We start from the raw sequence: 26,453 nt of genomic DNA on the forward strand, positions 1-26,453 counted from the left end.
TGTTCTTCAATTGGCCTTCACCACCACGGCGGTGATGTTGTCGGGCGCGCCTCGGGTCAGGCCCAGGTGGACCAGGCTGCGCACTATCTGGTAGGGGTCGGCATGGCTGAGCACCTCGCCGATCTCGAGGTCTTCGGCGGTCTTGGTCAGGCCATCGCTGCACAGCAGGTAGGTGTCGCCAGGGCGCACCTGCAGGGCCACTGCCTGCAGCTCCAGGTGATCTTCGACACCGATGGCTCGGGTCACAATGTTGCCGCGCGGATGCACCCGGGCCTCGGCCTCGCTGAGCAGGCCGCTGTCCTGCAGTTCCTGGACGTAGCTGTGATCGTGGGACAGGCGCTCGATGCGCCCGCCGCGCAGGCGATACAGACGGCTGTCACCGGCCCACAGGCCGATGGCCTGGTCGCCGCGTGCGGCCAGCACCACCACGGTACTGCCCATCATCGCTACGCCACGGCGTGCGGTTTCCTCGCGGACCGTGAGGTTGACCCACGCCAGGCCGTCACGCACTTCGTCGGCGAACTCCGCCAGCGAGTCGAGCATCGGCAGGCGGCGCAGGCTGTCCACCGCCAGGCTGCTGACATAGTCGCCCGCCGCATGGCCACCCATGCCGTCGGCCACCGCCCACAGGCCCGCCCAGGTCAGGTCCAGGCAGGCGTCCTCGTTGATCTTGCGCACCATGCCGACATGGCTGTAGCTGGCCGCGCTGTACTGCAGGTCGGTCATGCGCGTGCGGCCTCGCTACCCAGAAGAAACCCGGCGAAATCCTCGCTGCGCGGCAGGCCCGGATAGCGCATCAGGCCCGGTGCGATCCGCTCCGAACCCCTGCCCCACCACAGGCTCATGCCCTCGCAGGCGCACTCGGCCAACGCGCGTTCTCGCCCCTCAGGCGTGGTCGCGGCCAGACGTTGCAACCCACCCACCGCAGGCCCACTCGCTATCCCCTGTGGCAGCGGGGTGGTGCCCCGATAGGGCTGCACGGCATGCTCGAACGCTTCGAACTGCGCACCTTCCTCCAGCGTGCCGAGCAAGGCCGCTTCGACCTGTTCGAACCATTCATCCGCACCCACCACCGCAACCGCCACCGAAACCTGCGGCTCCAGCGCCTGCGCCACGGTCAGCGGAAAATACCGCCCGACCCGATCGATGCTCGGCATCACCACCCCGATCATCGCCTGCGGCCCACACACACCCGCTGCCAGGGCAAAGCGCCACAGCGGACTGACCAGGTAGGCCTGCAGCCACTGCTCACCCAGTTGCCGCTGGCTGGCCTGGATACCTGCGGCCAGCCACTGGTCCCAGGGCTGGATGAAGCTCTGTGGCAGATCGCGGCTGACGAAGTCACCGCGGCAGGCCATCTTTCCGTAGAAACCAACGTCGTTCACAGGCGCTCCGGCAGGCTGAAACCGCTGACCACTCGGCTGCGGAACGGGTTGAAGGCGCTGCTGGCACGCAGCTCGTAGGACACGCTGGCACCCTCGACCCGCAGGCGCAGGCTGAAGCGCTCGGGTGAGGTGCCGGCAATCAGGTCGGACTGGTCGAGCAGGCGGAACCACGCCCACGGGCCTTCCAGCGTCAGCCCCGAACGGCCACTGGCCGAAGGGGGCGAGATCGACAGGCGTACCACGCCGATGCTGTTCGGGTTCGGCCACTGCAACGACACCGGACGGCTCGGGCCGTGGTCATAGCTGACCTGTTGGCCATCGAGGTCGAGCATGAACTGGGTGATCGACGCATCCATCGCCACCGGCTTGAGCTCGAAACGCACGCCTGGCGTCAGGCCGCTGCTGTTGCGGAAGAAGGCATCGCGGATGGTCGCGGCGCGCTGGAAGGTGTTGAGCACACCGGCATTGATCCCCAGCTTCTGCGCCGCCCCTGGCTGCCAGCTCCACGGCGACGTGGAGGTGTTGACGTATGGCTGCAGGTACTTGCGGAAGTAGTTGTCCATCACCCCGCCAACACCGAAGAACTGGCCGAAGTCTTCCAGGGTCGCATCGCGCGGGCTGCCGGCCGTCAGCGGGTAGCGACCGCTGAGGGACTGGCGGTAGACGTTGACCACCTCGCTGGTCCAGGCGGCATTGAGCTGGTTGCGTACGCCACCCATGACGATGGCGTTGGTCGAGCCGACCACCGAGCCGACCAGGTTCTGCACCACTTTCGGCTGCCGCGCAGCACCGAGCGAAACCCTCTGCGAGGCAGCCTGAGCCTGGTTCTTGGCCTCGCCCAGCAGGGCTTCGCCACTGGCGCCGACCATCGCACTGACCTGCACGTACAGGGCGTTGAGATCGGCGAGCAGGCCATCGATCGAGCTTGGCTGGCCTTCGCCGCCTTCGACCAGCTCGGCCAGTTCGGCGAAGTGTGCGGTCACGGGGTCCACCTCACGCGCACCTTGCTCGGTGCCCGGGATCGGCGTGTCGCCGAGCAGACCGCCGAGGCGCTGGCGCAGTTGATCGACACCGGCCTGTTCGACCTTGGCCTGGGCCTTGTCGAGCGTGGTGGGCTGCTGCAGGTCGGTTTCCTTGGCCACCGCCTGCAACAGTTTCTTCATCGGCGAGGTAGGGCCGGACAACACCCGCAGCACGTCGGCGGCCTGCCCGACACTGGTGATCGGCACGAAGTCCAGGTCGGCCAACAGCGCGTCCCAGTGGCGGATGTAGTCCTGGTAGTAGAGCTGGCGCACATCGTCGGCCAGGCGCTTGGCATCGCTGGCCTCGCTCAGCTCGCGACCGAGCACCCAGCGCTCCTCGGCGAGGGTTTCGCTGTGGGCGACGCTGGCGGCAAGAAACGCCTTGCGGTAACCCTCGACAGTGAAGATCCCCGGCAGCGGCTCGGTCAGCGGCTTGCCGCTCTTGCGCTGGAATACCAGCGCGGCATCGCGCCCGGCGGCGTCGCTGATGCGAAAATCACTGACGCCGGCCGGCAGCTTCTGCCGCTTGACCCGGTCATACACACGTTGCGCCACCGGCAACTGCTGCAACTGGCGGCGGGTGTCGTCGATCAGGCGTTGGTCGAGGCGCGCATTCGGCGGGCGCTTGTCGAACAGCGCCGCCAGGTGCTGTTCAAGTGCCTGGCGCTGCTCGGGAGCCAGATCGCGCGGCAGATGGCGCTCCCAGTCGAGGCTGATCCAGGCCTTGAGGAAGTCAGCGTCGTAATGCTCGCCGTCGGCCAGCATCAGATAGGCCTTGAGGCCTTCGTACAGATAGTCGGAAGGACCGCCGGCGTACAGTTGCTCTTCGATGCGGGTGACCAGCCGCGGGGCGAAGATCGCGATCAACAGCTTGCGATAGACGCTGGTGGATTCGGTCTCCAGCATGTCGCCCTGGTACAACCCGAGCCCCTCGGCCCAGGCCGGCGGATCGTCCGCCAGACGGCGCACGGCGTTGAGCAGCGGCAGCACTTCGATCACCTCGCGCTGCGCCGGGCTCAGCTCCTGCACGCTCTTGCCCAGCGGCTTGAGGCGGCTGTCGACTTCGGCGATGTACTGCTGGTTGGCGCGGTAGCTGAGGGTCCACAGGGTGCCGACGACCAGCACCAGAGCCACGCTCAGCGCCAGGGCACCTCGGGTGATCCACTTGCGGCGCTGCTCGACCTTGGGGTTACTGCCGACCAGCCCACGCTCGGCGAAGGCCACGGCGCTGAACAGCTTCTCGATGAAGTAGCTGCGTCCGGTGCCGGTCTGGCGCGCCAGATGCGCGCGGTCCAGGCCCATGCTCTGCGCCATGCTGCCTATCAGGCGATCGATGGGGCTGCCTTCCTGGGTGCCGCTGGTGAAGTACACCCCGCGCAGCAGCGCCCGCGCCTCGAAGGCGTTGGGTTTGAACACACCGTCGAGGAAGGTCTTGAGGTTGCCGCGCAGCGCCGCAAATTGCTGGACGAAGCCATAGATCAGGTCGCGCCGCGCCGGGTCGCGCTCCTGCTGCAGGCGCTCGACCAGACGCTGGTTGAGGCGTTGTTCGAGCAGGCCGAACTCCTGGTCGAAGCCGGCCAGCGGGCCTTCGCCCTGCTGCCCGTCATCCAGCGCGAAGGTCATGCCCCACACCTGGGCGCGCTCGTCCTTGCTCAGGTTGTCGAAGTACTCCATGAAGCCCGGCACCAGGTCGAGCTTGGTGAGCATCAGGTAGATCGGGAAACGCACGCCGAGCTGGCTGTACAGCTCCTGGATCCGGGTGCGGATCGCCGCTGCATGGGCGGCGCGCTCGGCGTCGCTGCCCAGCAGCAGATCGGACAGGCTGATGGCGATGAACGCCCCGTCGATGGGACGGCGCGAGCGCTGGGTCTTGAGCAGGTCGAGAAAGCCCAGCCAGGCGGACTTGTCCACCTGCGCATGGCTGTCCTGGGTGGTGTAGCGTCCGGCGGTATCGAGCAGCACCGCCTGGTCGGTGAACCACCAGTCGCAGTTGCGCGTGCCACCGACACCACGGATGGCGCCCTCGCCCAACTGTGCCGCCAGCGGGAAATGCAGCCCCGAGTTGACCAGCGCGGTGGTCTTGCCGGAGCCCGGCGGGCCGATGATCACGTACCACGGCAGCTCGTAGAGGTTGCGGCGCTCGTCACCGCCCAGGCGCGCTTTCTTCAGCAGCACCAGGGCCTCGTCCATGCGTTGACGCAGGGTCGCCAGCTCTTCGGCGGTGGCCAGGCTCGCAGGATCCGGCGCGGTTTCGGCGGCCAGGCTCTCCATCACTTTGGCGGCCTGGCGACGCGCCTGGGCGATGCGCCAGGTACGGTAGGCGATCCACACCGCGAACATCAGGACGATCAGGATCCATCGCGGCGCCGGCGGCGCCAGTACGTCCAACAGCGGCCCGATGAACCAGATGATCAGGCTGAGGGCGATCAGCCCCAGCACCGGGATCACCCAGCGAATGACAAAACTGAAAAACGCCTTCACTCGACGCCCTCCGCCAGAACGGTGATTTCGACCCGGCGATTCTTCGCCCGGCCTTGTGCGGTGTCGTTGGAGGCCAGCGGCTCGGTGTCGCTCAGGCCTTGCGCGCTGAAGCGCTGCGGCTGCCCGGTGCGCGCGGCGAGCATTGCCTTGACCTCTTCGGCGCGAGCCTGGGACAGCGCCCAGTTGGAGGGGAAGCGGATCGTGGCGATGCGCTGGTTATCGCTGTGGCCGGTGACGCGCACGTTGCCCTTCACCTTGGAAACCGCCTCGGCGATACGCAGCATCAGCGGCTCGAAATCGCCCTTGATACTGGCGCTGGCAGACGCGAACAGTTCATCGCCACGAATGGTCACCACCGAGCGATCGACCGCATCCTCCACCGCGACCCGACCGGCCTTGATGTCCTCGGCAAGGAAACCTGCCAGGCGCGGACGCTCGACCGGCTTGGGCTGCACCACCGGGCGGTCCATCGCCTGCACCGGAATTTCACCCAGGGCATGGATGCCGCGGAACACAGGCTCGGCGTCGGCGGCAAGTTTCAGGCGCAGACCGAACAGCAACAGCAGCAGCAAGGCCAGGGCCACCGCGAGCCCTACCCAGGGCGGCACGAACTGGGTCAGACGATCGCGGCTGACCGAAACGCCGCGCCAGTGCGGTGACAATTCACGCTCGATTTCGCCGCGCGCGCTGCGCAAGGCCGCAGCGGTACGCTCGCGCAGTGCCTCGAGCTGTGCTCGGCCACCGTTCATCACCCGGTAGCGGCCCTCGAAACCGAGGCTGGTGCACAGGTACAGCAACTCCAGCAGGTTCAGGCGTTCGCGCGGGCTCTGCAGGCAATGTTCGAGCAACTGGAAGACCTTCTCGCCGCCCCAGGCTTCGTTGTGCACGGTGATCAAGAGGCTTTGCTTGCCCCAGTCGCTGCTGCTGCCCCAGGGGGTGCTGAGCACGGCCTCATCGAGCGCGGTGCACAGGGCATAGCGCGCCAGCAGCACCTCGTTGCGCGGCACACCGCTGGCTTCGGCGCGCTCTTCGAACTGGCGCAGGTAGGCGAGCAGTTGCGCACGCAGGCTCGCCGGGGCTGGATGGGCGATGGTATTGCGCAAGCGCGTGAGCAACGCCAGCAGGGGCCCGGCCGCCTGCTCCAGCGGATTGAGGCCCTCGCCCTGGCCTGGTGCCAGCGGCTCGGCCGGTACGTTCAGCGGCGCTGGTGCGGCCTGGGGCGTCGCCGTCGGCTGCGGGCCTCGTCCGCCTGGGCGAGGCATGAACTGGGTGCGGTCGTTGGCCTGCGGATCGTCGTGCTGCATCGCGGCTTATCCTCGAATGGCCCAGAAGGCCAGGTTCAGGCCAGGGAACTCGCCAGCGACGTAGAAGGCGAAGCCCCCCGAGTGTTGCAACTGCTTCCAGTGCTCGCTGCCGCGGTCGAGTTCGAAATAGGTGGAGCCTGCATGGAACGGGATCTGCCGCGGCGCCACCGGCAACGGCAGCAGGCCAATGCCTGGCAGTTGCAGATTGACCAGGTCGCGGATGTGCTCCACCGAACCGATCTTGCTCTGCTGGCCGAAGCGGCTGCGCAGGGTCTCGCCTGGCACGTCGGCGCGCACCACGAGGATGAAACTGGCGCTGTCCAGCAGGCTGCGGTCGGCGAGCATGGCCACGTGCACGCCGTAGGCTTTCTCGACGATAGGAATGGCCACCGCCTTGCTGTCGATCAGCATCGACAGCGCTTCACGCAGCGACGCCATCAGCGGCTGGAAGGTCGCCGCGAGGTCATCGTGCTGGTACACCGGGAAGCTCTCGGGGCGACGGCCCTCGCGGGTGAAGGTGGCGAACTCGCCCGCCAGCGCCACCAGCTCGCTGTACAGCCGTTCGGGGTGCAGCGGGCTGAGCTGCCCGAGATGCTCGATCAACGGCTGCGCGCGGTTGACCAGTTGCAACAGCATGAAGTCGGCGATTTCCGAGGCACCGCCATTGGCCGAGGCCACCACCCGCCCGGCCAGTGCCTCGCCACGCTGGTGCAGCAGCCCCAGCAGCTCGCTGCGAAAATTCGACAGCGGGTTACTGGCCGCCACATCCAGCAGCGGCGGGATGTAGCTGTCGTCCAGCACCAAGGCCCGGTCGGCACGTTTTTCACGAATGCGCACCACACCCAGCGCGGCGAAATCGCCGAGGCCATCTTCCTCACGCAGCAGGCGCAGCGCGCGGCTACCCAGAGCCAGTGGTGCGCGGTTCTCGAACGGCGCATTGTCGTCGCGCACTTCGCTGACCCGCGCCACATAGCGCGCGCCGTCCAGCGCCTCGCCTTCGTCGACGGTGTCGCGGGCACCGGCACGCTTGAGCGGCAAGCCCAGGTGAATCACCCCGTCGCGCAGGTCGTCGGGAATTTCCAGAGGCGCCGGTGGCAGGTCATCGCGGGGAATGTCGAAGGGGGTGCCGTCCGGCAGCAGGCCACGGGCACTGAGGATCGCCAGCTTGCCCTGGGCCAGCAGGCCCTGGTCGACCAGCAGCTCGGAAAAGCCCCAGGCCGCGCTCGACAGCGGGCGGCTGCGGGCATCGATGAAGTTTTCCAGATAGCGGTCGTGCTGCTGGAAGTGCTGGGTCGTGATGAACATGCCTTCCGACCAGACCACGCGATTGTTCCAGGACATGGGTTCTCCGTTTGCCTAGTGGGCAGGCACAGGTTGTGGGGTGGCCACGGCGCTGCGCACGGCGCGCACATCGAGGCTGATCTGATAGTCGCGAGGTGGCACCGCGAGCACGCTGCGCCACTGCGCCTGGTCGATCTCGCGGTAGCCGACCACCAGGCCGACCTGGCGCGTGGCCGGGTTCAGCGGGCGGTCCAGGTGCAGTTGACGGCCGGGCTGCAGCAGCACTTCGTCCTGGTCGATCAGGTCGGCGCCGAGGGTGTCCTGGGCCCGTTCGGCCAGGGCGAAGTAATCGGCGCGCTCGAAGGCGGCGGCATTCTTCAGTTCGTAGATGCGCACCCGCACAGGCGCTGGTGTGCCATCGGCGCCGGGGTTGAGCCCAGCGGCGGCACTGAAGTACAGGGTGACGCCCGGCACTGCCGGCTCAGCGTCCGAACTCGGTACGACCGGCGCATCCTTGCTGCAGGCACTGAGCAGCACGAAGGCCAGGGCTGCGATCAGTCTTGTTGCACTCATCCTCGTCCTCATGACGTATTGGTGTTCTTCCTGCCTTGAGCATCAGTCTCAAGAGCGTTGCAGTCGGGCGTTGTGGGCCTCGTAGGCGCGGCTGAACTCGCGGCCGAACAAGTCCTGGAAATCGTCCTGGGCTTCACGTGATATCTGCCCGTACAGCTCGGTGAACTGCTGCCAGCAATGGGCCTGGCGCGAGCCACCGAACACCTTCGCCAGGCCCGTTGCCGGGGCCAGGCGAGCCTCCAGTCGGGCGGGCTCGAAACGCGTCAGCACGTGCTTGATCGCCGCCTCGACCCCGGCCATGACGGCCAGCTGGTGGGCACGCAGGTCATCGAAACTGTCGCGTACCGCCTGGTCGGCGGGCATGAACGCCTGGTTGCCCTGGCGCAGCAGCAGCAACAGCGCCTCGTCGGCATTGGGGGCGAACTTCAGCGGGTTGTTCTGCACCGGCGCGATGGTGGTCTGCTGCATGCGGAACTCGCCCTTGAGGCTGCTGCGTGCGCGCAGCACATCGATCAGGCCCTCGACCATCAGGCGGTAGCTGCGGCCCACCGCCTCCATCTGCGCTGCGGCATCGCCAGCGTCGATGCGCAGGTGCTCGATGCCCGCGCCGCGCAGGAAGGCCTGCAGCAACGCCTGGTCGGGCATGGCCTGGGGGGTGGGGGGTGCGGGAACGGGCGCAGGCGGTGGAGGCACTGCGGCAACAGGCGTCATCGGCTCGTGCGCAGGCAGGGGGCTGGAGGCCGGCGCCTCGTCGAAGAGGTTCCAGTCCGCCGGTATCACGCCGGGGGCCGGTGAGGCGGGTGGCGCGGCGGCGGGGACCGGTGCGGGCGGACGAAAGTCATGCTGCTGGGCCGGAACATGGTCAGGTTGGCTCGCCGTCGGCACGCTGGCAGGGCCGAGGAAATCGAAGATGTCGGGCAGTGTGTCGTGGCTCGAAGCCCCCTGCAGGAAAGCAGCCGGCGCGGGTGCAAGGGGGGGCTCGGCGGGCGTCGCCTGGTGGGCCATCAACGCCTCGAAGCTCTGCGCGCCAGGCTGGCGACTCTCCTCCAGCGAGAATCCTGAATCGATGCGTGCCTGAATCTCGTACTCACCAATCCGGATAACTTCGCCATCCATCAATGGCTCGCTGTTTCCTCGGCGCATGCGCACGCCAGCGTGTACCAGTTCCACACCGTTGGTGCTGTTATCGGTCAGGTAATAACGGCCATCCCGAAACTGGATGACGCAATGATTGGACGACACCAACCGCTCTGGATCCGGCAACACCCAATCATTGTTTGGACTTCGCCCGATGGTGACGGCACCAGTTTCCACAATCATCTCCGCGCATTGCCCCGGAGTTATCTTGTGATAACTAGTGATAGTTAGGCAAAGTGCCATCACTCCTCCTGCATATAATATGACTCGTGATTCCATTCAAATGAGTGGATAGCGAAAATCGCCAATAATTTCTTTATAAAACAATGAGCTAAATAACATCCATCACTGTTTTATCGCGGCATATCGGCGAATTTAACCACAACGGCAAGGCACTTTGATGGCATCCGACAGGTGGGCCTTCAAAGCTGCAGACTCGGTCACACCTCCACTCGAGGGCGGGTAGCTTACCTTGACAGCATTTTGGAAATAAACCATAAATGCGCAACTTTGGAGCCGGCCACTGATATCACAACGATATCAACCGCCCGCTCTTCTACAAGTTTTGTGCGCCAGTTCACACTTGCAACTTCGCACAACTAACGCCCCGCCACGGGCCGATATGGAGATCGATTCCTGGTGAACTCACCGCTGCTGCTCGCCGCTGTTTCCGATGACTTCCCCTGCGGTGAAGATCTCGAATATGACGCGGACTTCCTGCAACTCGAACGCGATGCCCAAGGGCGTCCGGAACGGGTCATGGGCGATGCAGTACAGGCGGCCGAGCCCCCCGAGTGGCGAGCGATCGAACAGTCCTGCGCCAGCTTGCTGCAGCGCAGCAAGGACCTGCGCATCACCCACTTCCTGGTGCAGGCCAACCTCGCGCTGCACGGCTTCGCCGGCCTCGCCGCCAGCCTGGAACTGATCCGCGACCTGCTCGGCGAATACTGGCTGCACCTGCATCCGCAGCTCGACGCCTCCGACGACAACGACCCGACCGTGCGCATCAACGCACTGACCGGCCTGACGTGCGAAGCCAACATCGCCCTGCTGCGCGATGCCGTGCTGGCGCGCTCGCGCGCCTTTGGCCCGATCACCTTGCGTGCCGCCCTGCACGCCGCCGGCCTGCAGCATTTCGCCAGCGAGACACTGAGCGTCGAGGCGCTGGCCGCAGCCCTGCGCGATGCCGACGCCGATGAACTCGAACAGACTCGCCAGGCCCTGAACCTGGCCCGCGAGGCCTGCGAAGCGATCGAGCGCCGGGTCAGCGACCAGGTCGGCTCGGCCAGTGGCGTCGATCTGTCCGCACTCAAGCAGCCGTTGCGCCTGGCGCAACAGGTACTTGCCGATTACGCCCCTGGGGGCTCGCCGTCAGGCGCGCCAGACGAACAGCCGCAGCAGGACAGCCTCGACGATGCCCCTTCGGCACCCGCTGCCGTCGCCGCGACCGCTCGCCCCGCCGTGCGCCCTGGCGAAATCAGCAGCCGCGACGAAGTTCAGCAAAGCCTCGAGCGTCTGCTCCAGTACTACGCCCGTCACGAGCCTTCCAGCCCGCTGCCGGTGCTGCTGCGCCGGGCGAAAAACCTGGTCAACGCCGACTTCGCGACCATCGTGCGCGACCTGATTCCCGATGGCCTTTCGCAGTTCGAGAACCTGCGCGGGCCCCAGGACGACTGATACCACCGACAGCCGCAACGAACGACAGCGCCCCCAGCGGCGACCAGGAGGAACCACGTGGCCAAAGACAGCTCCCAGAAATTCATCGCGCGCAACCGGGCGCCGCGAGTGCAGATCGAGTACGACGTCGAACTGTATGGCGCCGAGAAGAAGGTCCAGTTGCCCTTCGTCATGGGCGTGCTCTCGGACCTCGCCGGCAAGCCCGCCGAGCCACTGCCCGCGGTGGCCGACCGCAAGTTCCTGGAAGTCGATGTCGACAACTTCGACTCGCGCCTCAAGGCGATGAAGCCACGCGTGGCATTCAACGTCCCCAACGAGCTGACCGGCGAAGGCAACCTGAGCCTGGACATCACCTTCGAGAGCATGGACGACTTCAGCCCGGCCGCCGTGGCGCGCAAGGTCGATGCCCTGAACCAGCTGCTCGAGGCGCGTACCCAACTGGCCAACCTGCTGACCTACATGGACGGCAAGACCGGTGCCGAGGACATCATCCTCAAGGCCATCAAGGACCCTGCCCTGCTGCAGGCCCTGGCCAGCGCCCCGAAACCTTCCGACAACGAGCCGAGCGCCTGAGGAGCCCGCCATGACCGATCCATTGCGCGATACCCAGGCCCAGCCGGCCGCCACCGAGCAGGCCAGCGAGTTCGCCAACCTGCTGCTGCAGGAATTCAAACCCAAGACCGAGCGCGCCAAGGAAGCTGTCGAAAGCGCCGTGCGCACCCTCGCCGAGCAAGCCCTGGCGCAGACCAGCCTGGTCTCCAACGACGCCATCGGCTCGATCGAGCAGATCATCGCCGCCATCGACGCCAAGCTCACCGCACAGGTCAACCAGATCATCCACCACGATGACTTCCAGAAGCTGGAAAGCGCGTGGCGCGGCCTGCACTACCTGGTCAACAACACCGAGAGCGACGAGCAACTGAAGATTCGCGTGCTCAACATCTCCAAGACCGACCTGCACAAGACCCTGAAGAAGTTCAAGGGCACCGCCTGGGACCAGAGCCCGGTGTTCAAGAAGCTCTACGAAGAAGAGTACGGCCAGTTCGGCGGCGAGCCCTACGGCTGCCTGGTGGGCGACTACTACTTCGATCAGTCGCCTCCGGATGTCGAGCTGCTGGGCGAGATGTCCAAGGTCTGTGCGTCGATGCATGCGCCGTTCATTGCCGCGGCGTCGCCAACGGTGATGGGCATGGGTTCGTGGCAGGAGCTGTCCAACCCGCGTGACCTGACCAAGATCTTCACCACCCCGGAATACGCCGGCTGGCGTTCGCTGCGCGAATCGGAAGACTCGCGCTACATCGGCCTGACCATGCCGCGCTTCCTGGCACGCCTGCCCTATGGCGCCAAGACCGACCCGGTCGAGGCCTTCGCCTTCGAGGAAGACACCGACGGCGCCGACAGCAGCAAGTACACCTGGGCCAACGCGGCCTATGCCATGGCGGTCAACATCAACCGCTCGTTCAAGCACTACGGCTGGTGCTCGCGCATCCGCGGCGTGGAGTCGGGCGGTGAAGTGCAAGGCCTGCCGGCGCACACCTTCCCCACCGATGACGGTGGCGTGGACATGAAGTGCCCGACCGAGATCGCCATTTCCGACCGCCGCGAGGCGGAGCTGGCGAAGAACGGCTTCATGCCATTGCTGCACAAGAAGAACACCGACTTCGCCGCGTTCATCGGCGCCCAGTCGCTGCAAAAACCGGCTGAGTACGACGACCCGGACGCCACCGCCAACGCCAACCTGGCCGCCCGCCTGCCGTACCTGTTCGCCACCTGCCGCTTCGCCCATTACCTGAAGTGCATCGTTCGCGACAAGATCGGCTCGTTCAAGGAAAAGGACGAGATGCAGCGCTGGCTGCAGGACTGGATCCTGAACTACGTCGACGGTGACCCGGCGCACTCCAGCGAGACCACCAAGGCCCAACATCCGCTGGCTGCGGCCGAAGTGGTGGTGGAGGAAGTCGAGGGCAACCCTGGCTACTACAACTCGCGCTTCTACCTGCGCCCGCACTACCAGCTCGAAGGGCTGACCGTGTCGTTGCGCCTGGTCTCGAAGCTGCCTTCGGCCAAAGGGGCCTGAGCCTGAACCGGGGCCGCTGCGCGCCCCGCGATGGGCTGCGCAGCAGCCCCGATAGAACCGCCAACCGACGCGAAATACCGAGGACATCATGGCTGTAGATATTTTCATCAAGATCGGCGACATCAAGGGCGAGTCCGCGGACAAGGCCCACAAGGACGAAATCGACGTGCTGAACTGGAGCTGGGGCATGTCCCAGTCCGGCAACATGCACATGGGCGGGGGCGGCGGCTCCGGTAAGGTCAACATCCAGGACCTGTCGATCACCAAGTACGTGGACAAGTCCAGCCCCAACCTGATGGCCCACTGCTCCAGCGGCAAGCACATTGACAAGGTCAAGCTGACCGTGCGCAAGGCCGGTGGCGAGAGCCAGGTCGAGTACCTGATCATCAACCTCGAAGAGGTGATCATCAGCTCGCTGAGCACCGGCGGCTCGGGCAGCGATGACCGCCTCACCGAGAACGTCACCCTGAACTTCGCCAAGGTCACCGTGGACTATCAGCCGCAGAAGGCCGACGGCACCAAGGATGGCGGCGCGATCAAGTACGGCTGGAACGTGCGCCAGAACGTCAAGATCTGATAGCGGCGTCGACTGCTTCGCGGGCAATTCCGCTCCTCGTTTGTAGGAGCGGCGGTTCGCCGCTGCGACTTGCTTGCGAAGCAGTCGACACGATCCCGAATCCTTGAAGGAATCCATCCGTGGTAGCCGACATCGCCGCCCGTGACCGCCTGCAACCCTCGCTGCTGGATCGTCTGACCGACGACGACCCCGGCAACCCGCAGGAGGCCCCGGACAAGCGCGTGCTGTCGCTGCAACAGCTCAAGGCTTCGGTGCTGCGCGACCTGGCCTGGCTGCTCAATACCACATCGCTGCTCGACAGCACCCGCACCCTGGATACCCCCGCAGGCACCTCGGTGATCAACTACGGCCTGCCCGCCCTGGCCGGCAACTGCGCGTCGAACATCGACCTGCTGGCCCTGGAGCGCATCATTCACCAGGCCATCGCCACCTACGAGCCACGCATCCTCGCCCACACCCTCAAGGTGCGGGCCCTGGTCGCGCCCGGCGAAATGAACGCCAACGCCCTGAGCTTCGAGATCGAAGGCGATCTCTGGGCCCAGCCTGCGGCCTTGCCATTGCTGCTGCAGACCGACCTGGACCTGGAGTCCGGCCAAGTGCACGTGGCCCCCGCCGATCGCCGGAGACGCGCATGAACCCGCGCCTGCTCGAGCTGTACAACCAGGAACTGCGGCACATCCGCGAGAGTGCAGCGGAGTTCTCCCGCGAGTACCCGAAGATCGCAGGACGCCTCACACTGTCCGGCATCGATTGCGCCGACCCGTATGTCGAGCGCCTGCTCGAAGGCTTCGCGTACCTCACTGCACGCGTGCAGCTCAAGCTCGACGCCGAGTACCCGACCTTCACCCACAACCTGCTGGAAATCGCCTACCCGCACTATCTGGCACCGACGCCCTCGATGACCGTGGTGCAGTTGCAGACCGACCCCGACGAGGGCTCGCTCAGTGCCGGCTTCCCGCTGCCACGTGGCAGCGTGCTGCGGGCCAACCTTGGCCGCGACTCGCAGACTCCCTGCGAGTTTCGCAGCACCCAGGACGTGACCCTGTGGCCGCTGCAGGTGGCCCGCGCCGAATATTTCGGCAACCCCGGCACCGTGCTCGGCCGCCTCGCCGCCAGCGAACCCAAGGCCCGCGCCGCGCTGCGCCTGACCCTGCGCAGCGGTGCCGAGATCCCGCTGTGCAGCCTGCCGCTGACGCACTTGCCGCTGTACCTCAACGGCGCCGACGAAACGCCCTACCGTCTCTACGAACAACTGCTGGGCAGCGCCTGCGCCGTGTTCGCCCGCCAGCCCGGCGCTGATTGGGTCGAGCGCATCCCGCTGGAGCAGGCCCTGCGCCCCTGTGGTTTCGATGACAGTGAAGCCGCATTGCCAGTGGTGCCGCAGGCGTTTCAGGGCTACCGGCTGCTGCAGGAATACTTTGCCCTGCCGCAGCGCTTTCTATTTGTCGATTTCGCGGGCCTGGAACGGGCGGTCAAGCGCTGCAACGGGCAGGAGCTGGAGCTGCTGGTACTGTTCGAGCGCTTCGACTCGACACTGGAAAGCAGCGTCGGCGCAGAGCGTCTGGTGCCCTTCTGCACCCCAGCGATCAACCTGTTCCCGCGCCGCGTCGACCGCATTCACTTGACCGACAAGGTCAACGAACACCATGTAATCGCCGACCGCACCCGCCCTACCGATTTCGAGATCCACTCGCTGCAGCACGTCACCGGCCACGGCACCGGTGCCGACCAGGAGTTCCTGCCCTTCTACGCCGTGCGCGACCCCTCGCGCTATGGCCGCGACCAGGCCTACTACATCGTGCGCCGCGAGCAACGGGTGCTGTCGAGCGAGCAACGGCGCAACGGCACGCGCTCGAGCTACATGGGCAGCGAAACCTTCATCAGCCTGGTCGATGGCCAACAGGCGCCGCACCGCCACGATCTGCGCCAGCTGGGTATCAGCGCGCTGTGCAGCAACCGCGACCTGCCGCTGTTCATGAGCGTGGGCGACGGGCGCAGCGACTTCAGCCTCGCCGACAGCGCGCCCGTGTCTGCCGTACGTTGCCTGGCCGGCCCCAGCCGCCCCAAGGCCAGCCATGCCCATGACAACCGCGCGTGGCGCCTGATCAGCCAACTGTCGCTGAACTACCTGTCGCTGACCGAGCAAGGCCAGGGCGCAGCCGCCCTGCGCGAACTGCTGCGTCTGTACGGCGATAGCCAGGACAGCGCGCTACACCTGCAGATCGACGGCCTGCGCGAAGTCAGCAGCAAGCCCTGCACCCGCCGCCTGCCCATGCCCGGCCCGATCGTCTTCGGCCGCGGCCTGGAAATCACCCTGGAGTTCGACGAAAACGCGTTCCGCGGCACCGGTGTGTTCCTGCTCGGCGCGGTGTTCGAACGCTTCCTGACCCGCTACGTGTCCATCAACAGCTTTACCGAAACCGTTCTGCGCACCCGCGAACGCGGCGAGATCATGCGATGGAAAGCCAAGCCCGGACGCAGGCCGACCCTGTGAACACACTCGAGGCCATGCAGGCCGAACCCTGGGCGTTCGACTTCTTCCAGGCGCTGCGTCGCCTGGAGGCCGAGCACCCCGAGCTGCCGCGCTTCGGCCACGCCCAGCGTTTGGCCGACGAACCGGTGCGCCTGGGCCAGCGCCTGGACTGCAGCTTCGCCCCGGCCACGCTGGCGTCGGTGACGCAAAACGACGAAGGCCCGGCGCGCCTGGAGCAGTTCTTCTTCGGCCTCGGTGGCCCCAACGGCCCCTTGCCGCTACACCTGACCGAGTACCTGCGTGAGCGCCAGCGCAACCACGCCGACCACACCAGCAAACGCTTTCTCGACATCTTCCATCACCGCCTGCTGAGCCTGTTCTACCGAGCCTGGGCCGAAGCACGACCGACTGTCAGCCACGACCGCCCCGGCGATGACTACTGGGCCGCACGCCTGGCTGCCCTGAGCGGTCGCGGCCAACCCGAGCTGCAGGCTCAAGGCCCGCTGCCGCATACCGCCAAGTTGCACTACTCCGGCCACCTCGCCGCGCAGACCCGCTACCCCGATGGCCTGTGCAGCATCCTGTCGGGCTACTTCGGCGTGCCGGTGCATGTCGAGGAGTACGTCGGCCAGTGGCTTGAGTTGCCCGAGCGCAGTCGCCTCGGCGTGGACGCCAATCGCCTGGGTGTGGACCTGTGCCTGGGCCGCTACGTCTGGGATCGCCAGCACAAGTTCCGCCTGTGCCTCGGCCCGCTGACGCTGGAGCAGTACCACGCCCTGCTGCCCGGCGGGCAGGCCTTCATGGAACTGGCGGCCTGGGTCGCCGAGTACCTGGGCCACGAGCTGGACTGGGACCTGAACCTCATTCTCGCGCGCGAGCACGTGCCCGCGCTGGGACTCGATGCCGGCAGGCGCCTGGGTTTCGACACCTGGCTCGGCCGTCCACAACACGATGCCAACGACCTCAAGCTCGCTCGCTACTACGCCGCGCAGCCGGTCCAACCGCCATGCACAAGGAGTCAGGAACATGGGTGAAATCAGCCGCGCCGCGCTGTTCGGCAAACTCAACAGCGTCGCCTACAAGGCCATCGAGGCCGCCACGGTGTTCTGCAAGCTGCGCGGCAATCCCTACGTGGAGCTGGTGCACTGGCTGCACCAACTGCTGCAGTTGCAGGACAGCGACCTGCACCGCATCGTGCGCCAGTTCAATGTCGAGCCGGCACGCCTGGCCCGCGATCTGACCGACGCCCTCGATCGCCTGCCACGGGGCTCGACTTCGATCACCGACCTGTCCTCGCAGGTCGAAGAGGCAGTGGAACGCGGTTGGGTCTACGGCAGCCTGATGTTCGGCGAAAGCCAGGTGCGCACCGGCTACCTGCTGGTCGGCATCCTCAAGACCCCGAGCCTGCGCAATGCCCTGCTGGGTCTGTCGAGCGAGTTCGCCAAGCTCAAGGTCGAGGCCCTGAGCGAGCGTTTCGACGAGTACGTCGGCGACTCCCCCGAGAACAATCTGGCCGCCAGCGACGGCTTCACCGCGGCAGCGCCGGGCGAAGCCAGCGGCGCCGTGGCCCCCGCTGCGATGGGCAAGCAGGAGGCACTCAAGCGCTTCACCGTCGACCTGACAGAGCAGGCACGCAGCGGCAAGCTCGACCCGATCGTCGGCCGCGACGAAGAGATCCGCCAACTGGTCGACATCCTCATGCGTCGCCGCCAGAACAACCCGATCCTCACCGGCGAAGCGGGCGTGGGCAAAACTGCCGTCGTCGAGGGCTTCGCCTTGCGCATCGTTGCCGGCGATGTACCGCCCGCGCTCAAGGATGTCGAGCTGCGCAGCCTGGATGTCGGCCTGCTGCAGGCTGGCGCCAGCATGAAGGGTGAGTTCGAGCAGCGTCTGCGCCAGGTCATCGAGGACGTCCAGGCCTCGCCTAAACCCATCATCCTGTTCATCGACGAAGCCCACACCCTGGTCGGTGCCGGTGGGGCGGCCGGGACCGGCGATGCCGCCAACCTGCTCAAGCCAGCACTGGCCCGTGGCAGCCTGCGCACCGTGGCAGCGACCACCTGGGCCGAGTACAAGAAACACATCGAGAAGGATCCGGCACTGACCCGCCGCTTCCAGGTGGTGCAGGTCGATGAGCCGAGCGAACCAAAGGCGCTGCTGATGATGCGCGGCGTGGCCTCGACCATGGAGAAGCACCATCAGGTGCAGATCCTCGACGAAGCCCTGGAGGCGGCAGTCAAGCTGTCGCACCGCTACATCCCCGCCCGGCAATTGCCCGACAAGTCGGTGAGCCTGCTCGATACCGCCTGCGCACGCGTGGCCATCAGCCTGCATGCAGTGCCCGCAGAGGTCGATGACAGCCGTCGGCGTATCGAGGCGCTGGAAGTCGAACTGCAGATCATCGCCCGCGAAGCGGCCATTGGTGTCGCCACCGAGCAACGCCGAGCCCAGGCCGACACCCTGCTGACCGAAGAGCGTCAGCGCCTGCTGGAGCTGGAAAACCGCTGGGCCGAAGAGAAAGCCCTGGTCGATCAGTTGCTGGCCACCCGCGCCCAGTTGCGTGAGCAGGTCGGGGTGGTCGATCAGGAGGTCGATGCCCAAGGCAGCCATGCGCTGCGCGAACAACTCATCGACTTGCAGCAGCGCCTGAGCACCCTGCAGGGCGAAAGCCCGCTGATCCTGCCGACCGTCGACTACCAGGCCGTGGCTTCGGTGGTTGCCGACTGGACCGGTATCCCGGTAGGGCGCATGGCACGCAACGAGATCGAGACGGTGCTCAACCTCGACAGCCACCTGGGCAAGCGCATCATCGGCCAGGACCACGCCCTGAAGATGATCGCCAAGCGTATCCAGACCTCCCGCGCCGGCCTCGACAACCCCAACAAACCCATTGGCGTGTTCATGCTTGCCGGCACCTCGGGCGTGGGCAAGACCGAGACCGCCCTGGCGCTGGCCGAGGCCATGTATGGCGGCGAGCAGAACCTGATCACCATCAACATGAGCGAGTTCCAGGAAGCGCACACCGTCTCCACCCTCAAGGGCGCGCCGCCCGGCTATGTCGGCTACGGCGAAGGCGGCGTACTGACCGAGGCCGTGCGCCGCCGCCCCTACAGCGTGGTGCTGCTCGACGAGGTGGAAAAGGCCCACCCTGACGTACATGAAATCTTCTTCCAGGTGTTCGACAAGGGCGTGATGGAAGATGGTGAAGGGCGCCAGATCGATTTTCGCAACACCCTGATCCTGCTCACCACCAACGCCGGCACCGAGCTGATTGCCGATATCTGCAAGGACTCGCAGACCCTGCCCGAACCGGATGCGGTCGCCACCATGCTGCGCAAGCCGCTGCTGGAGATCTTCCCGCCCGCGCTGCTCGGGCGCCTGGTGACCATCCCCTACTATCCGCTCAGCGACGCCATGCTCAAGGCCATCACCCGTCTGCAACTGGAGCGCATCCGCAAACGTGTCGAGGCCACCCACAAGGTCGGCTTCGCCTACGACGACGCGGTGGTCGAGCTGATCGTCTCGCGCTGCACCGAGACCGAGAGCGGCGGGCGAATGATCGACGCGATCCTGACCAACGGCCTGCTGCCGGACATGAGCCGCGAGTTCCTCACCCGTCTGCTCGAAGGCAAGCCGCTGGCCAGCGTCAGTATCGGCGCGCGCGACAACGAACTGCACTATGACTTCAGCGCGGCCGGTTGAGCGCCGCGCAAACAGGATCACCCATGCTGTTCACGCAACTGACGCGCCTGGCGCAGATCAACAGCCCCCTGGGGCCGAACGTGCTGATCCTCAGCGAGATGGGCGGCAGCGAAGAGCTCGGCCGCCTGTTCGACTACGAGCTGCAGTTGACCAGCGACGACGCGGCCATCGACCTCAACCAGCTGCTGGGCAAACCCATGAGTCTGTCGCTGCAGATGAGCGGCGGGGGCTCGCGCCACTTTCATGGCATCGTCGCGCGCTGCAGCCAATCGGTCGATCGCGGGCAGTTCGCCAGCTACCGCGTCACCCTGCGGCCCTGGCTGTGGCTGCTGACACGCACCAGCGACTGCCGGATCTTCCAGCACCTGAGCGCACCGCAGATCATCAAGCAGGTGTTCCGCGACCTGGGGTTCTCGGACTTCGAGGACGCCCTGAGCCGCAGCTATCGCGAGCGCGAGTACTGCGTGCAATACCGCGAGACCAGCTTCGACTTCGTCAGCCGGCTGATGGAAGAAGAAGGCATCTACTACTTCTTCCGTCATGAACAAGAACGCCACGTCCTGGTGATGGCCGACGCCTATGGCGCGCACCAGAAGGCGCCGGGCTACGAGTCGGTGCCGTTCTATCCGCCCGACGGCCAGCACCGCGAGCGCGACCACATCAACGACTGGCACCTGGCGCAGGAGGTTCAGCCCGGCTCGCTGGAACTCAACGACTACGATTTCCAGCGCCCCAGCGCACGGATCGACGTGCGCTCGGCCATGCCACGCCCGCACCAGGCCGGCGACTACCCGCTGTACGACTACCCCGGCGCCTATGAGCAGACCCAGGATGGCGAGCACTATGCGCGCACCCGTCTCGAGTCGCTGCAGAGCCTGCATGAACGCGTGGAGCTGCGCGGCAACGCCCGTGGTCTTGGCAGTGGTCATCTGTTCAGCCTCAGCGGCTTCTCCCGCCAGGACCAGAACCGCGAGTACCTGATCGTCGCGGCCCGCTACTACGTGGTGCAGGAGCGCCTGGAAACCGGCGGCGGCAGCGGCTCGGCGCAGTTCGAGAGCAACCTGAGCTGCATCGACGCCCAGCAGAGCTACCGGCCGGTCTCGAGCACCCTGCGCCCGCTGGTCAAGGGCCCGCAGACTGCCGTGGTGGTTGGCCCGGCCGGCGAGGAGATCTGGACCGACCAGTACGGTCGGGTGAAGGTGCACTTCCACTGGGACCGCCACGACCAGTCCAACGAGAACAGCTCGTGCTGGATCCGCGTATCCCAGGCCTGGGCCGGCAAGAACTGGGGCTCGATGCAGATCCCGCGGATCGGCCAGGAAGTGATCGTCAGCTTTCTCGAAGGCGACCCCGACCGACCGATCATCACTGGCCGGGTGTACAACGCCGAGCAGGCGGTGCCCTACGACCTGCCCGGCAACGCCACCCAGAGCGGCATGAAGAGCCGTTCGAGCAAAGGCGGCAGCCCGGCCAACTTCAACGAGATCCGCATGGAGGACAAGCGCGGGCAGGAGCAGTTGTATGTGCATGCCGAGCGCAACATGGACACGGTGGTGGAGCAGAACGAAACGTTGTCGGTGGGCATAAGCCGGACCAAGAGCGTCGGCATGGTGGAGATGGTGACCATCGGCCAGGATCGAGTACGCGCAGTACGCCATCACGATACCTTGCTGGTTGGCGCCAGCAAGACCGACAGCATCAGCACCACCTACCTGATGGAGGCCGGGGAAAAGTTGCGTCTGGTGTGCGGCGACAGTGTGCTGGAGCTCAACGCCAACGGTCACATCAATCTCACAGGCGTACGCCTGAACATCAACGCCAGCGAACATGCACAGATCAATACCCCCAACGGCACGCTCGACCTGAACATCGGTGGAGCAGCAGGCACCACACCGGGCAGCCATGGTGACAAAGGCAGCATCGACGGTCGGGTCAGCGACAAATTCCCGCGCCAATGACGGACACCCGAATCATGAACTATCGCCTCAACGAATTTCGCTTCGACCTTCCGACCGATCAGGTGCGAGATACCAGCATCAACATCCTGCGTTTCGAGACACTGGGCACCTCACTGGTAGTCAGCCGCAGCCTGTTGAACGAAGGGGAAACGTTGCAAAGCAACTTCGACGACCAGATCCAGCGATTGCGCCAGCAGGTGCTGGATCTGCGCTTGCACACACCCCAGCCGGTGAAGCTGGGAGCAGATGGAAAACTGGAAGGCATCGAGTTGCAGAGCCAGTTCACCAAGGGCAAAGAGAAGGTTTACCAATATCAACTGGCGCTGTTGCTGCCGGGCTCGCGCAAGATGCTCGCCCTGAGCTACGTGAAGCCGCAGCCATTGGGTGAGGAGGAAGCGGCGCACTGGGCGGCTCTCAAACAGTCGCTCGACTTCGACAACCTCGGCTGAACGACAACCATGTCCGACGCACTCTGGGCTGCGCGCGAAGGCGACGCACTGATGCACACCTCGATGATGGCCGACATCGTCGGCGGTGTACTCGAAGTCGCCGCCACCATCGCCATCGGGGCCTTGGCCACGGCTGCGGTCGGGGCTGCGCTTGGCATCACTGCTGCTACCGGTGGTCTGGGCTGCGTTGTGCTGGGCGCGGTCGTGGGGGTGGTGGTCGGCGTGGCAATGGCCAGCACTGGAGCTGACACCGCACTGAGTCGGTTCTGCGAAGGTATAGGTAACGCGCTTTTTCCACCGACAGTGCAGGCCCACATTGCCAGTGGTTCGCAAAATACCTACATAAACTCAAAACCTGCAGCCCGGGCTGCAGGTGTGGTGTTGCCTCCTCCTGCCGCTGGCCAGGCTGATGAAGGAGAAGAAGAGCAAGAGCAAACCTTCCTCGACATGACGAAGGCGTTCTTCTCGCAAATGTGGCGGCCTACCGTAGCCTCGCCAGCCCCGAACACCGAACCTGCGGACGATGACAAGGTGCTGTGCACCAAGCATCCGGCGATGCCTCCCCAATATATCGCCGAGGGCTCTGGCAAGGTCAGCATCAATGGCCAACCAGCGGCGCGCAGTGGCGATCGCAGCACCTGCGACGCGGTGATCGTCGACTCCGGCCTGATATCGGACAACGTGCGCATTGGTGGCGAGAAAATCGTCGTACGAGAGATCCGCAGCGGCAAGACGCCAGGCATAGGCTTGGCCATCACCGCGCTGATGATGTTGCGTGGCCGTGGGGGCAAGTTCTACAGCAAGTTTGGCTGCATGCTGCTCGGTGGCGCCGCGAGTGTCGTCAGTAGCCAGGTGACGGGGGCACTCACGCGTGCCATAACCGGTGCACCCAACCCGGTGCATGCAGCCACTGGCGCGAAAGTGTTGAGCGGCGAGCAGGAGCTGGACTTCACACTACCGGCGCTTATGCCACTGGTCTGGCAGCGCTTCTATAGCAGCCTGGACGAACGCCAGGACGGTTTGCTCGGCAGAGGTTGGAGCGTTCCCTACGAAGTCTGCGTGAACCTGATCGCCGATTCGGATGACGGAGAACGCCTGCTGTACACGGATGAGCAGGCGCGGATCATCGATATGGGCACGATCCCCCCCGGCGACGCAGTATTCAGTGCCGGCGAAGGTTTGAGCGTAAGACGCGCGGCTGATGGCGAGTTGTTGATCGAGGATATGGACGGCCTCTATCGATTATTCGAACCCTCCCCAATAGATCCCCAACGCCTGCGCCTGCGCCTGTTGGGTGACCGCAATGACAATCGGGTGCACCTTCGGTACGACGAGCATGGTCGCCTGATCGGGCTCGATGACACGTACGGCGCTACCAGAATGGAATTGCGCTATAGCTCCCGATGGCCCTCTCGCGTCGCCCAGATTGTTCGCGTGTACAGTGACGGGAGCAACGAATCGCTGGTCTGTTATGACTACGACGCGTTCGGGGAGCTGGCTGAAGTCAGGGATGGCAGCGGCCAAGTGCAGCGGCTTTTCGTCTATGGTGAACACCGACGGCTGATTGAACACCGGAACGCGTCGGGATTACGTTGTCACTATGAGTGGCAAGCCCTCGGCGATGAATGGCGCGTCTGTCGGCACTGGACTTCCGAGGGTGATCAATACCAGTTTTCCTACGACCTGATCGCCGGGCTGACCCATGTTACGGACAGCCTGCAACGCACTCATACGCATCGCTGGAACAACCAATATCAAGTCGTGGAACACACCGACGCCCTGGCGAACACCTGGCATTTCGAATGGAACGATGAACGTCAGCTGTTGGGCGCGGTAGACCCTCAAGGCGGACGCTGGCAATACTTCTATGATGAATCCGGCAACCTGACCGAAACGGTGGATCCGCTCGGGCGCAGCGAATCCACGTATTGGCTGGAACATTGGGCGCTACCCAGAGAGCAAGTCGACCGCGCTGGGAATCGCTGGAAATACCGCTATGACCCGCGTGGCAACTGCACCCGTGAAGAAGACCCTGAAGGACATCTGACGCGGTTTCGCCATGACCATCACGGCAGGATGGTCGAGATGGTCGACGCTGCGGGAAAAACAAGATCACAGCGCTGGAACGACCTGGATCAAGTCATCGAGACAGTCGATTGCACGGGCTCCGTTACTCATTACAGCTACGACCACCGCGGCCATCTAGCACAGGTGACGGATGCAGAGGGCTGCACGACTCGATACAGCCATGACGCACAAGGCAGGTTGCAGTCCATCACTCGGCCAGACGGTACGCACGAGCAGTACCAGCGTGCAGCCGATGGCGCCCTGATTGCCCATGTGAACGCGACTGGCCATACCACGCGCTACTCATACACGGCACGCGGACAGCTCAGCCGCCAAGTTGACGCGGCCGGCCGTAGCGTGCGTTTCGAGTACGATCACTACGGCCGACTGGTAGAGCTCGTCAACGAAAACGGCGAAGCTTATCGATTCTCCTGGGACGCGTGTGACCGCCTGGCAATGCAACGCGATCTGGGGGGTAGTCACAAGACCTATAGCTATGACGCTCTGGGCAATCTGATACGGCTGGTGTTCCACCCAGCGCCAGAGAGCCCCGATACTCCTGTCGCCCACCAGCTCGAACGCGATGCCATCGGTCGGCTCGTGGCCAAGATCACCTCCGATGGCCGCACGGAGTACCGGTTTGATGCCTTGGACCAGTTGCTCGCGGTGCAGACCATTGCCCTGGACGGCAACTCCCAGACGCTGAGCTATGTCTATGACAAGCTGGGGCATGTGCTCGAGGAGCACACACCACATGGCACACTTGGCTATTCCTACGACGAGCTGGGTAATCAGACCAGGCTCATTCTTCCCGATGGTCGTTCGATCAACCGCTTGATGTATGGCTCGGGTCATCTGCATCAACTGAACCTCGATGGGCACGTCATCGCCGACTTCGAGCGCGATCGGCTGCATCGAGAAATCAATCGTACCCAGGGACGCCTGCTGTACCGCAGCGATTACGACCAACTGGGTCGGCTTCGCAGCCGTGGCAATCACGCAAGCGATCCGACATCCGCCACTTTGGCTAACGCACGTCGGCACTACAGCTATGACGGCGCCGACAATCTGATCCAGGTGGAGGAGTTTCACGCCACAGGCAACACGCTTGAGACCATTGCCTACGACGTTACGGCCAGGGTGCGCTCAAGCTATGCCTCATCTGGTGGTCGTCAAGAACAGTTCAATTACGACCCCGCCGCAAACCTGCTCGACGGAATCAACAACTCTTCGGTTCAGTACAACCAACTGCTGAAGTATCAGGACAAGCGCTATCGCTACGACGGCTTCGGGCGCCTGATTGAAAAGGTCAGCAGCGCACGAGGCGTCCAACGCTTTCGCTACGACGCTGAGCACAGACTGGTGGAAGTCCGCACCCTGCATGCCGGTCGAGAAACCTGCGTAAGGATGCACTACGACCCACTAGGCAGACGCGTTGCCAAGGAACAATACGATGTACGCGGCCTTCTGCTGGGAAGAACCGACTTCCTGTGGGATGGCCTGCGTCTGCTGCATGAGCGCCGCAACGGTCGAAACAGTCTGTACCTGTATGCAGAATCTGGCCACGAACCCCTTGCACGCGTCGATGGGAACGGCGCCCATCAACGCGTACTGCATTTTCACAACCACCTCAACGGTCTGCCATATCGTCAGACCGACGAAGATGGACAGACCCAATGGGAAGCTACCTATCGGGTGTGGGGCAACACTGCCGCCGAGCGCTGCAACCCAGACCAGGGCATGGAGCAGAACCTGAGGTTCCAAGGCCAGTACCTGGACCGTGAGACAGGACTGCATTACAACACCTTCAGATTCTATGATCCCGACATCGGACGCTTTACCCAGCCGGATCCGATAGGGTTGGCGGGGGGGTGGAACCTTTACCGCTATGCTCCCAATCCGTTTATGTGGATTGACCCGCTAGGGTGGGAGACTGTCCTCTACCGCTCCATGAGCATGGAAGAATATAACGGACTTATGCGAACCGGCACGTGGACATCGAATGGCACCATGGAAGGAAAATGGTTTGCTGAGTCATACAAAGATGCTGTGACATGGGGTAAGACGATGGGCCACGGCGGAGACTTCAAAATCGTTCAGGTCAAGGTTCCTGACAAACTTGCCAATGCAGCGTTCTCCTCCAGCAATTTGGACAATATTGGCAAAGCCAGATACATAGAAATTGCAGATTTAAATCGTGCTCGCATCAAGCCACGTTGGACGCGGGGTATCTCTTGTGGAAAGTGATCAACCAATGAACAGACCTGTTCACGTAACCATATACTGGCGA

Annotated in this window: 18 protein-coding genes; 11 read left to right on the forward strand and 7 right to left on the reverse strand. The window is 64.7% G+C overall.

Annotated elements, in window-relative coordinates:
* Positions 1 to 6 precede the first annotated feature (6 nt).
* Genes HU748_RS18610 through tagH form a run of 7 tightly spaced genes read right to left on the reverse strand, consistent with a single transcriptional unit; the run spans position 7 to position 9,426 of the window.
* Positions 7 to 726 carry a protein phosphatase 2C domain-containing protein gene (locus HU748_RS18610; protein ID WP_186721423.1) on the reverse strand — a complete coding sequence of 240 codons (720 nt, stop codon included), beginning with the start codon at positions 724 to 726 and terminating at the stop codon, positions 7 to 9.
* Positions 723 to 1,385: a type VI secretion system-associated protein TagF gene (gene tagF / locus HU748_RS18615; RefSeq protein ID WP_186711094.1), complete on the reverse strand. Its 663-nt coding sequence runs from the start codon at positions 1,383 to 1,385 to the stop codon at positions 723 to 725. The genes HU748_RS18610 and tagF overlap by 4 nt, the downstream gene beginning before the upstream one ends.
* Complete coding sequence (gene tssM / locus HU748_RS18620; RefSeq protein ID WP_186721426.1) at positions 1,382 to 4,888, reverse strand: type VI secretion system membrane subunit TssM; 3,507 nt, start codon at positions 4,886 to 4,888, stop codon at positions 1,382 to 1,384. Before tssM ends, tagF begins: the two co-directional genes overlap by 4 nt.
* Entirely contained in the window at positions 4,885 to 6,192 is a 1,308-nt protein-coding gene (locus tag HU748_RS18625) for a DotU family type VI secretion system protein (protein ID WP_186721427.1), read from the reverse strand. The genes tssM and HU748_RS18625 overlap by 4 nt, the downstream gene beginning before the upstream one ends.
* A 6-nt stretch (positions 6,193 to 6,198) precedes the next feature.
* On the reverse strand, positions 6,199 to 7,533 hold the full coding sequence (gene tssK / locus HU748_RS18630) for a type VI secretion system baseplate subunit TssK (RefSeq protein WP_186721429.1): 1,335 nt from the start codon (positions 7,531 to 7,533) through the stop codon (positions 6,199 to 6,201).
* Between the two features lie 15 nt (positions 7,534 to 7,548).
* Positions 7,549 to 8,046, reverse strand: a complete 498-nt coding sequence (gene tssJ / locus HU748_RS18635; RefSeq protein ID WP_186721431.1) for a type VI secretion system lipoprotein TssJ — start codon at positions 8,044 to 8,046, stop codon at positions 7,549 to 7,551.
* Positions 8,047 to 8,094: 48 nt separating this feature from the next.
* The gene (gene tagH / locus HU748_RS18640; RefSeq protein WP_186711089.1) at positions 8,095 to 9,426 is read right to left on the reverse strand and encodes a type VI secretion system-associated FHA domain protein TagH; all 1,332 of its coding nucleotides are present in this window, start codon (positions 9,424 to 9,426) and stop codon (positions 8,095 to 8,097) included.
* A 396-nt stretch (positions 9,427 to 9,822) separates the two neighbouring features.
* Between tagH and tssA the strand changes: the two genes are divergently transcribed.
* The 11 genes from tssA to HU748_RS18695 all read left to right on the forward strand — a co-directional run bounded on the left by tssA (position 9,823) and on the right by HU748_RS18695 (position 26,410).
* Positions 9,823 to 10,860: a type VI secretion system protein TssA gene (gene tssA / locus HU748_RS18645; protein WP_186721433.1), complete on the forward strand. Its 1,038-nt coding sequence runs from the start codon at positions 9,823 to 9,825 to the stop codon at positions 10,858 to 10,860.
* A gap of 57 nt (positions 10,861 to 10,917) precedes the next feature.
* Positions 10,918 to 11,433, forward strand: a complete 516-nt coding sequence (gene tssB, locus HU748_RS18650) for a type VI secretion system contractile sheath small subunit (RefSeq protein WP_054891229.1) — start codon at positions 10,918 to 10,920, stop codon at positions 11,431 to 11,433.
* 10 nt (positions 11,434 to 11,443) lie between these two features.
* Positions 11,444 to 12,937, forward strand: a complete 1,494-nt coding sequence (tssC, locus tag HU748_RS18655; RefSeq protein ID WP_186721435.1) for a type VI secretion system contractile sheath large subunit — start codon at positions 11,444 to 11,446, stop codon at positions 12,935 to 12,937.
* Between the two features lie 88 nt (positions 12,938 to 13,025).
* A complete protein-coding gene (locus tag HU748_RS18660; protein WP_186665673.1) occupies positions 13,026 to 13,514 on the forward strand; it encodes a type VI secretion system tube protein Hcp in 489 nt (162 codons plus the stop codon).
* Positions 13,515 to 13,633: 119 nt separating this feature from the next.
* Positions 13,634 to 14,149, forward strand: coding sequence for a type VI secretion system baseplate subunit TssE (tssE, locus tag HU748_RS18665; protein WP_186665671.1), 516 nt, complete (start codon positions 13,634 to 13,636; stop codon positions 14,147 to 14,149).
* Positions 14,146 to 16,008 carry a type VI secretion system baseplate subunit TssF gene (gene tssF, locus HU748_RS18670; RefSeq protein WP_186665669.1) on the forward strand — a complete coding sequence of 621 codons (1,863 nt, stop codon included), beginning with the start codon at positions 14,146 to 14,148 and terminating at the stop codon, positions 16,006 to 16,008. The genes tssE and tssF overlap by 4 nt, the downstream gene beginning before the upstream one ends.
* Positions 15,972 to 17,021 (forward strand): type VI secretion system baseplate subunit TssG, encoded by a 1,050-nt coding sequence (gene tssG / locus HU748_RS18675; protein WP_186665667.1) that lies wholly within the window; start codon positions 15,972 to 15,974, stop codon positions 17,019 to 17,021. The genes tssF and tssG overlap by 37 nt, the downstream gene beginning before the upstream one ends.
* Positions 17,014 to 19,689, forward strand: coding sequence for a type VI secretion system ATPase TssH (tssH, locus tag HU748_RS18680; protein ID WP_186721437.1), 2,676 nt, complete (start codon positions 17,014 to 17,016; stop codon positions 19,687 to 19,689). The genes tssG and tssH overlap by 8 nt, the downstream gene beginning before the upstream one ends.
* Positions 19,690 to 19,712: 23 nt before the next feature.
* Positions 19,713 to 21,647: a type VI secretion system tip protein VgrG gene (locus tag HU748_RS18685; RefSeq protein ID WP_186665665.1), complete on the forward strand. Its 1,935-nt coding sequence runs from the start codon at positions 19,713 to 19,715 to the stop codon at positions 21,645 to 21,647.
* Between the two features lie 14 nt (positions 21,648 to 21,661).
* Complete coding sequence (locus HU748_RS18690) at positions 21,662 to 22,096, forward strand: DcrB-related protein (RefSeq protein WP_186665664.1); 435 nt, start codon at positions 21,662 to 21,664, stop codon at positions 22,094 to 22,096.
* Between the two features lie 9 nt (positions 22,097 to 22,105).
* Positions 22,106 to 26,410: an RHS repeat-associated core domain-containing protein gene (locus HU748_RS18695; RefSeq protein WP_186721439.1), complete on the forward strand. Its 4,305-nt coding sequence runs from the start codon at positions 22,106 to 22,108 to the stop codon at positions 26,408 to 26,410.
* The last annotated feature ends 43 nt before the right edge of the window (positions 26,411 to 26,453 follow it).

It is taken from the genome of Pseudomonas sp. RW3S2, assembly GCF_014268955.1.
Lineage (GTDB): Bacteria > Pseudomonadota > Gammaproteobacteria > Pseudomonadales > Pseudomonadaceae > Aquipseudomonas > Aquipseudomonas wayambapalatensis.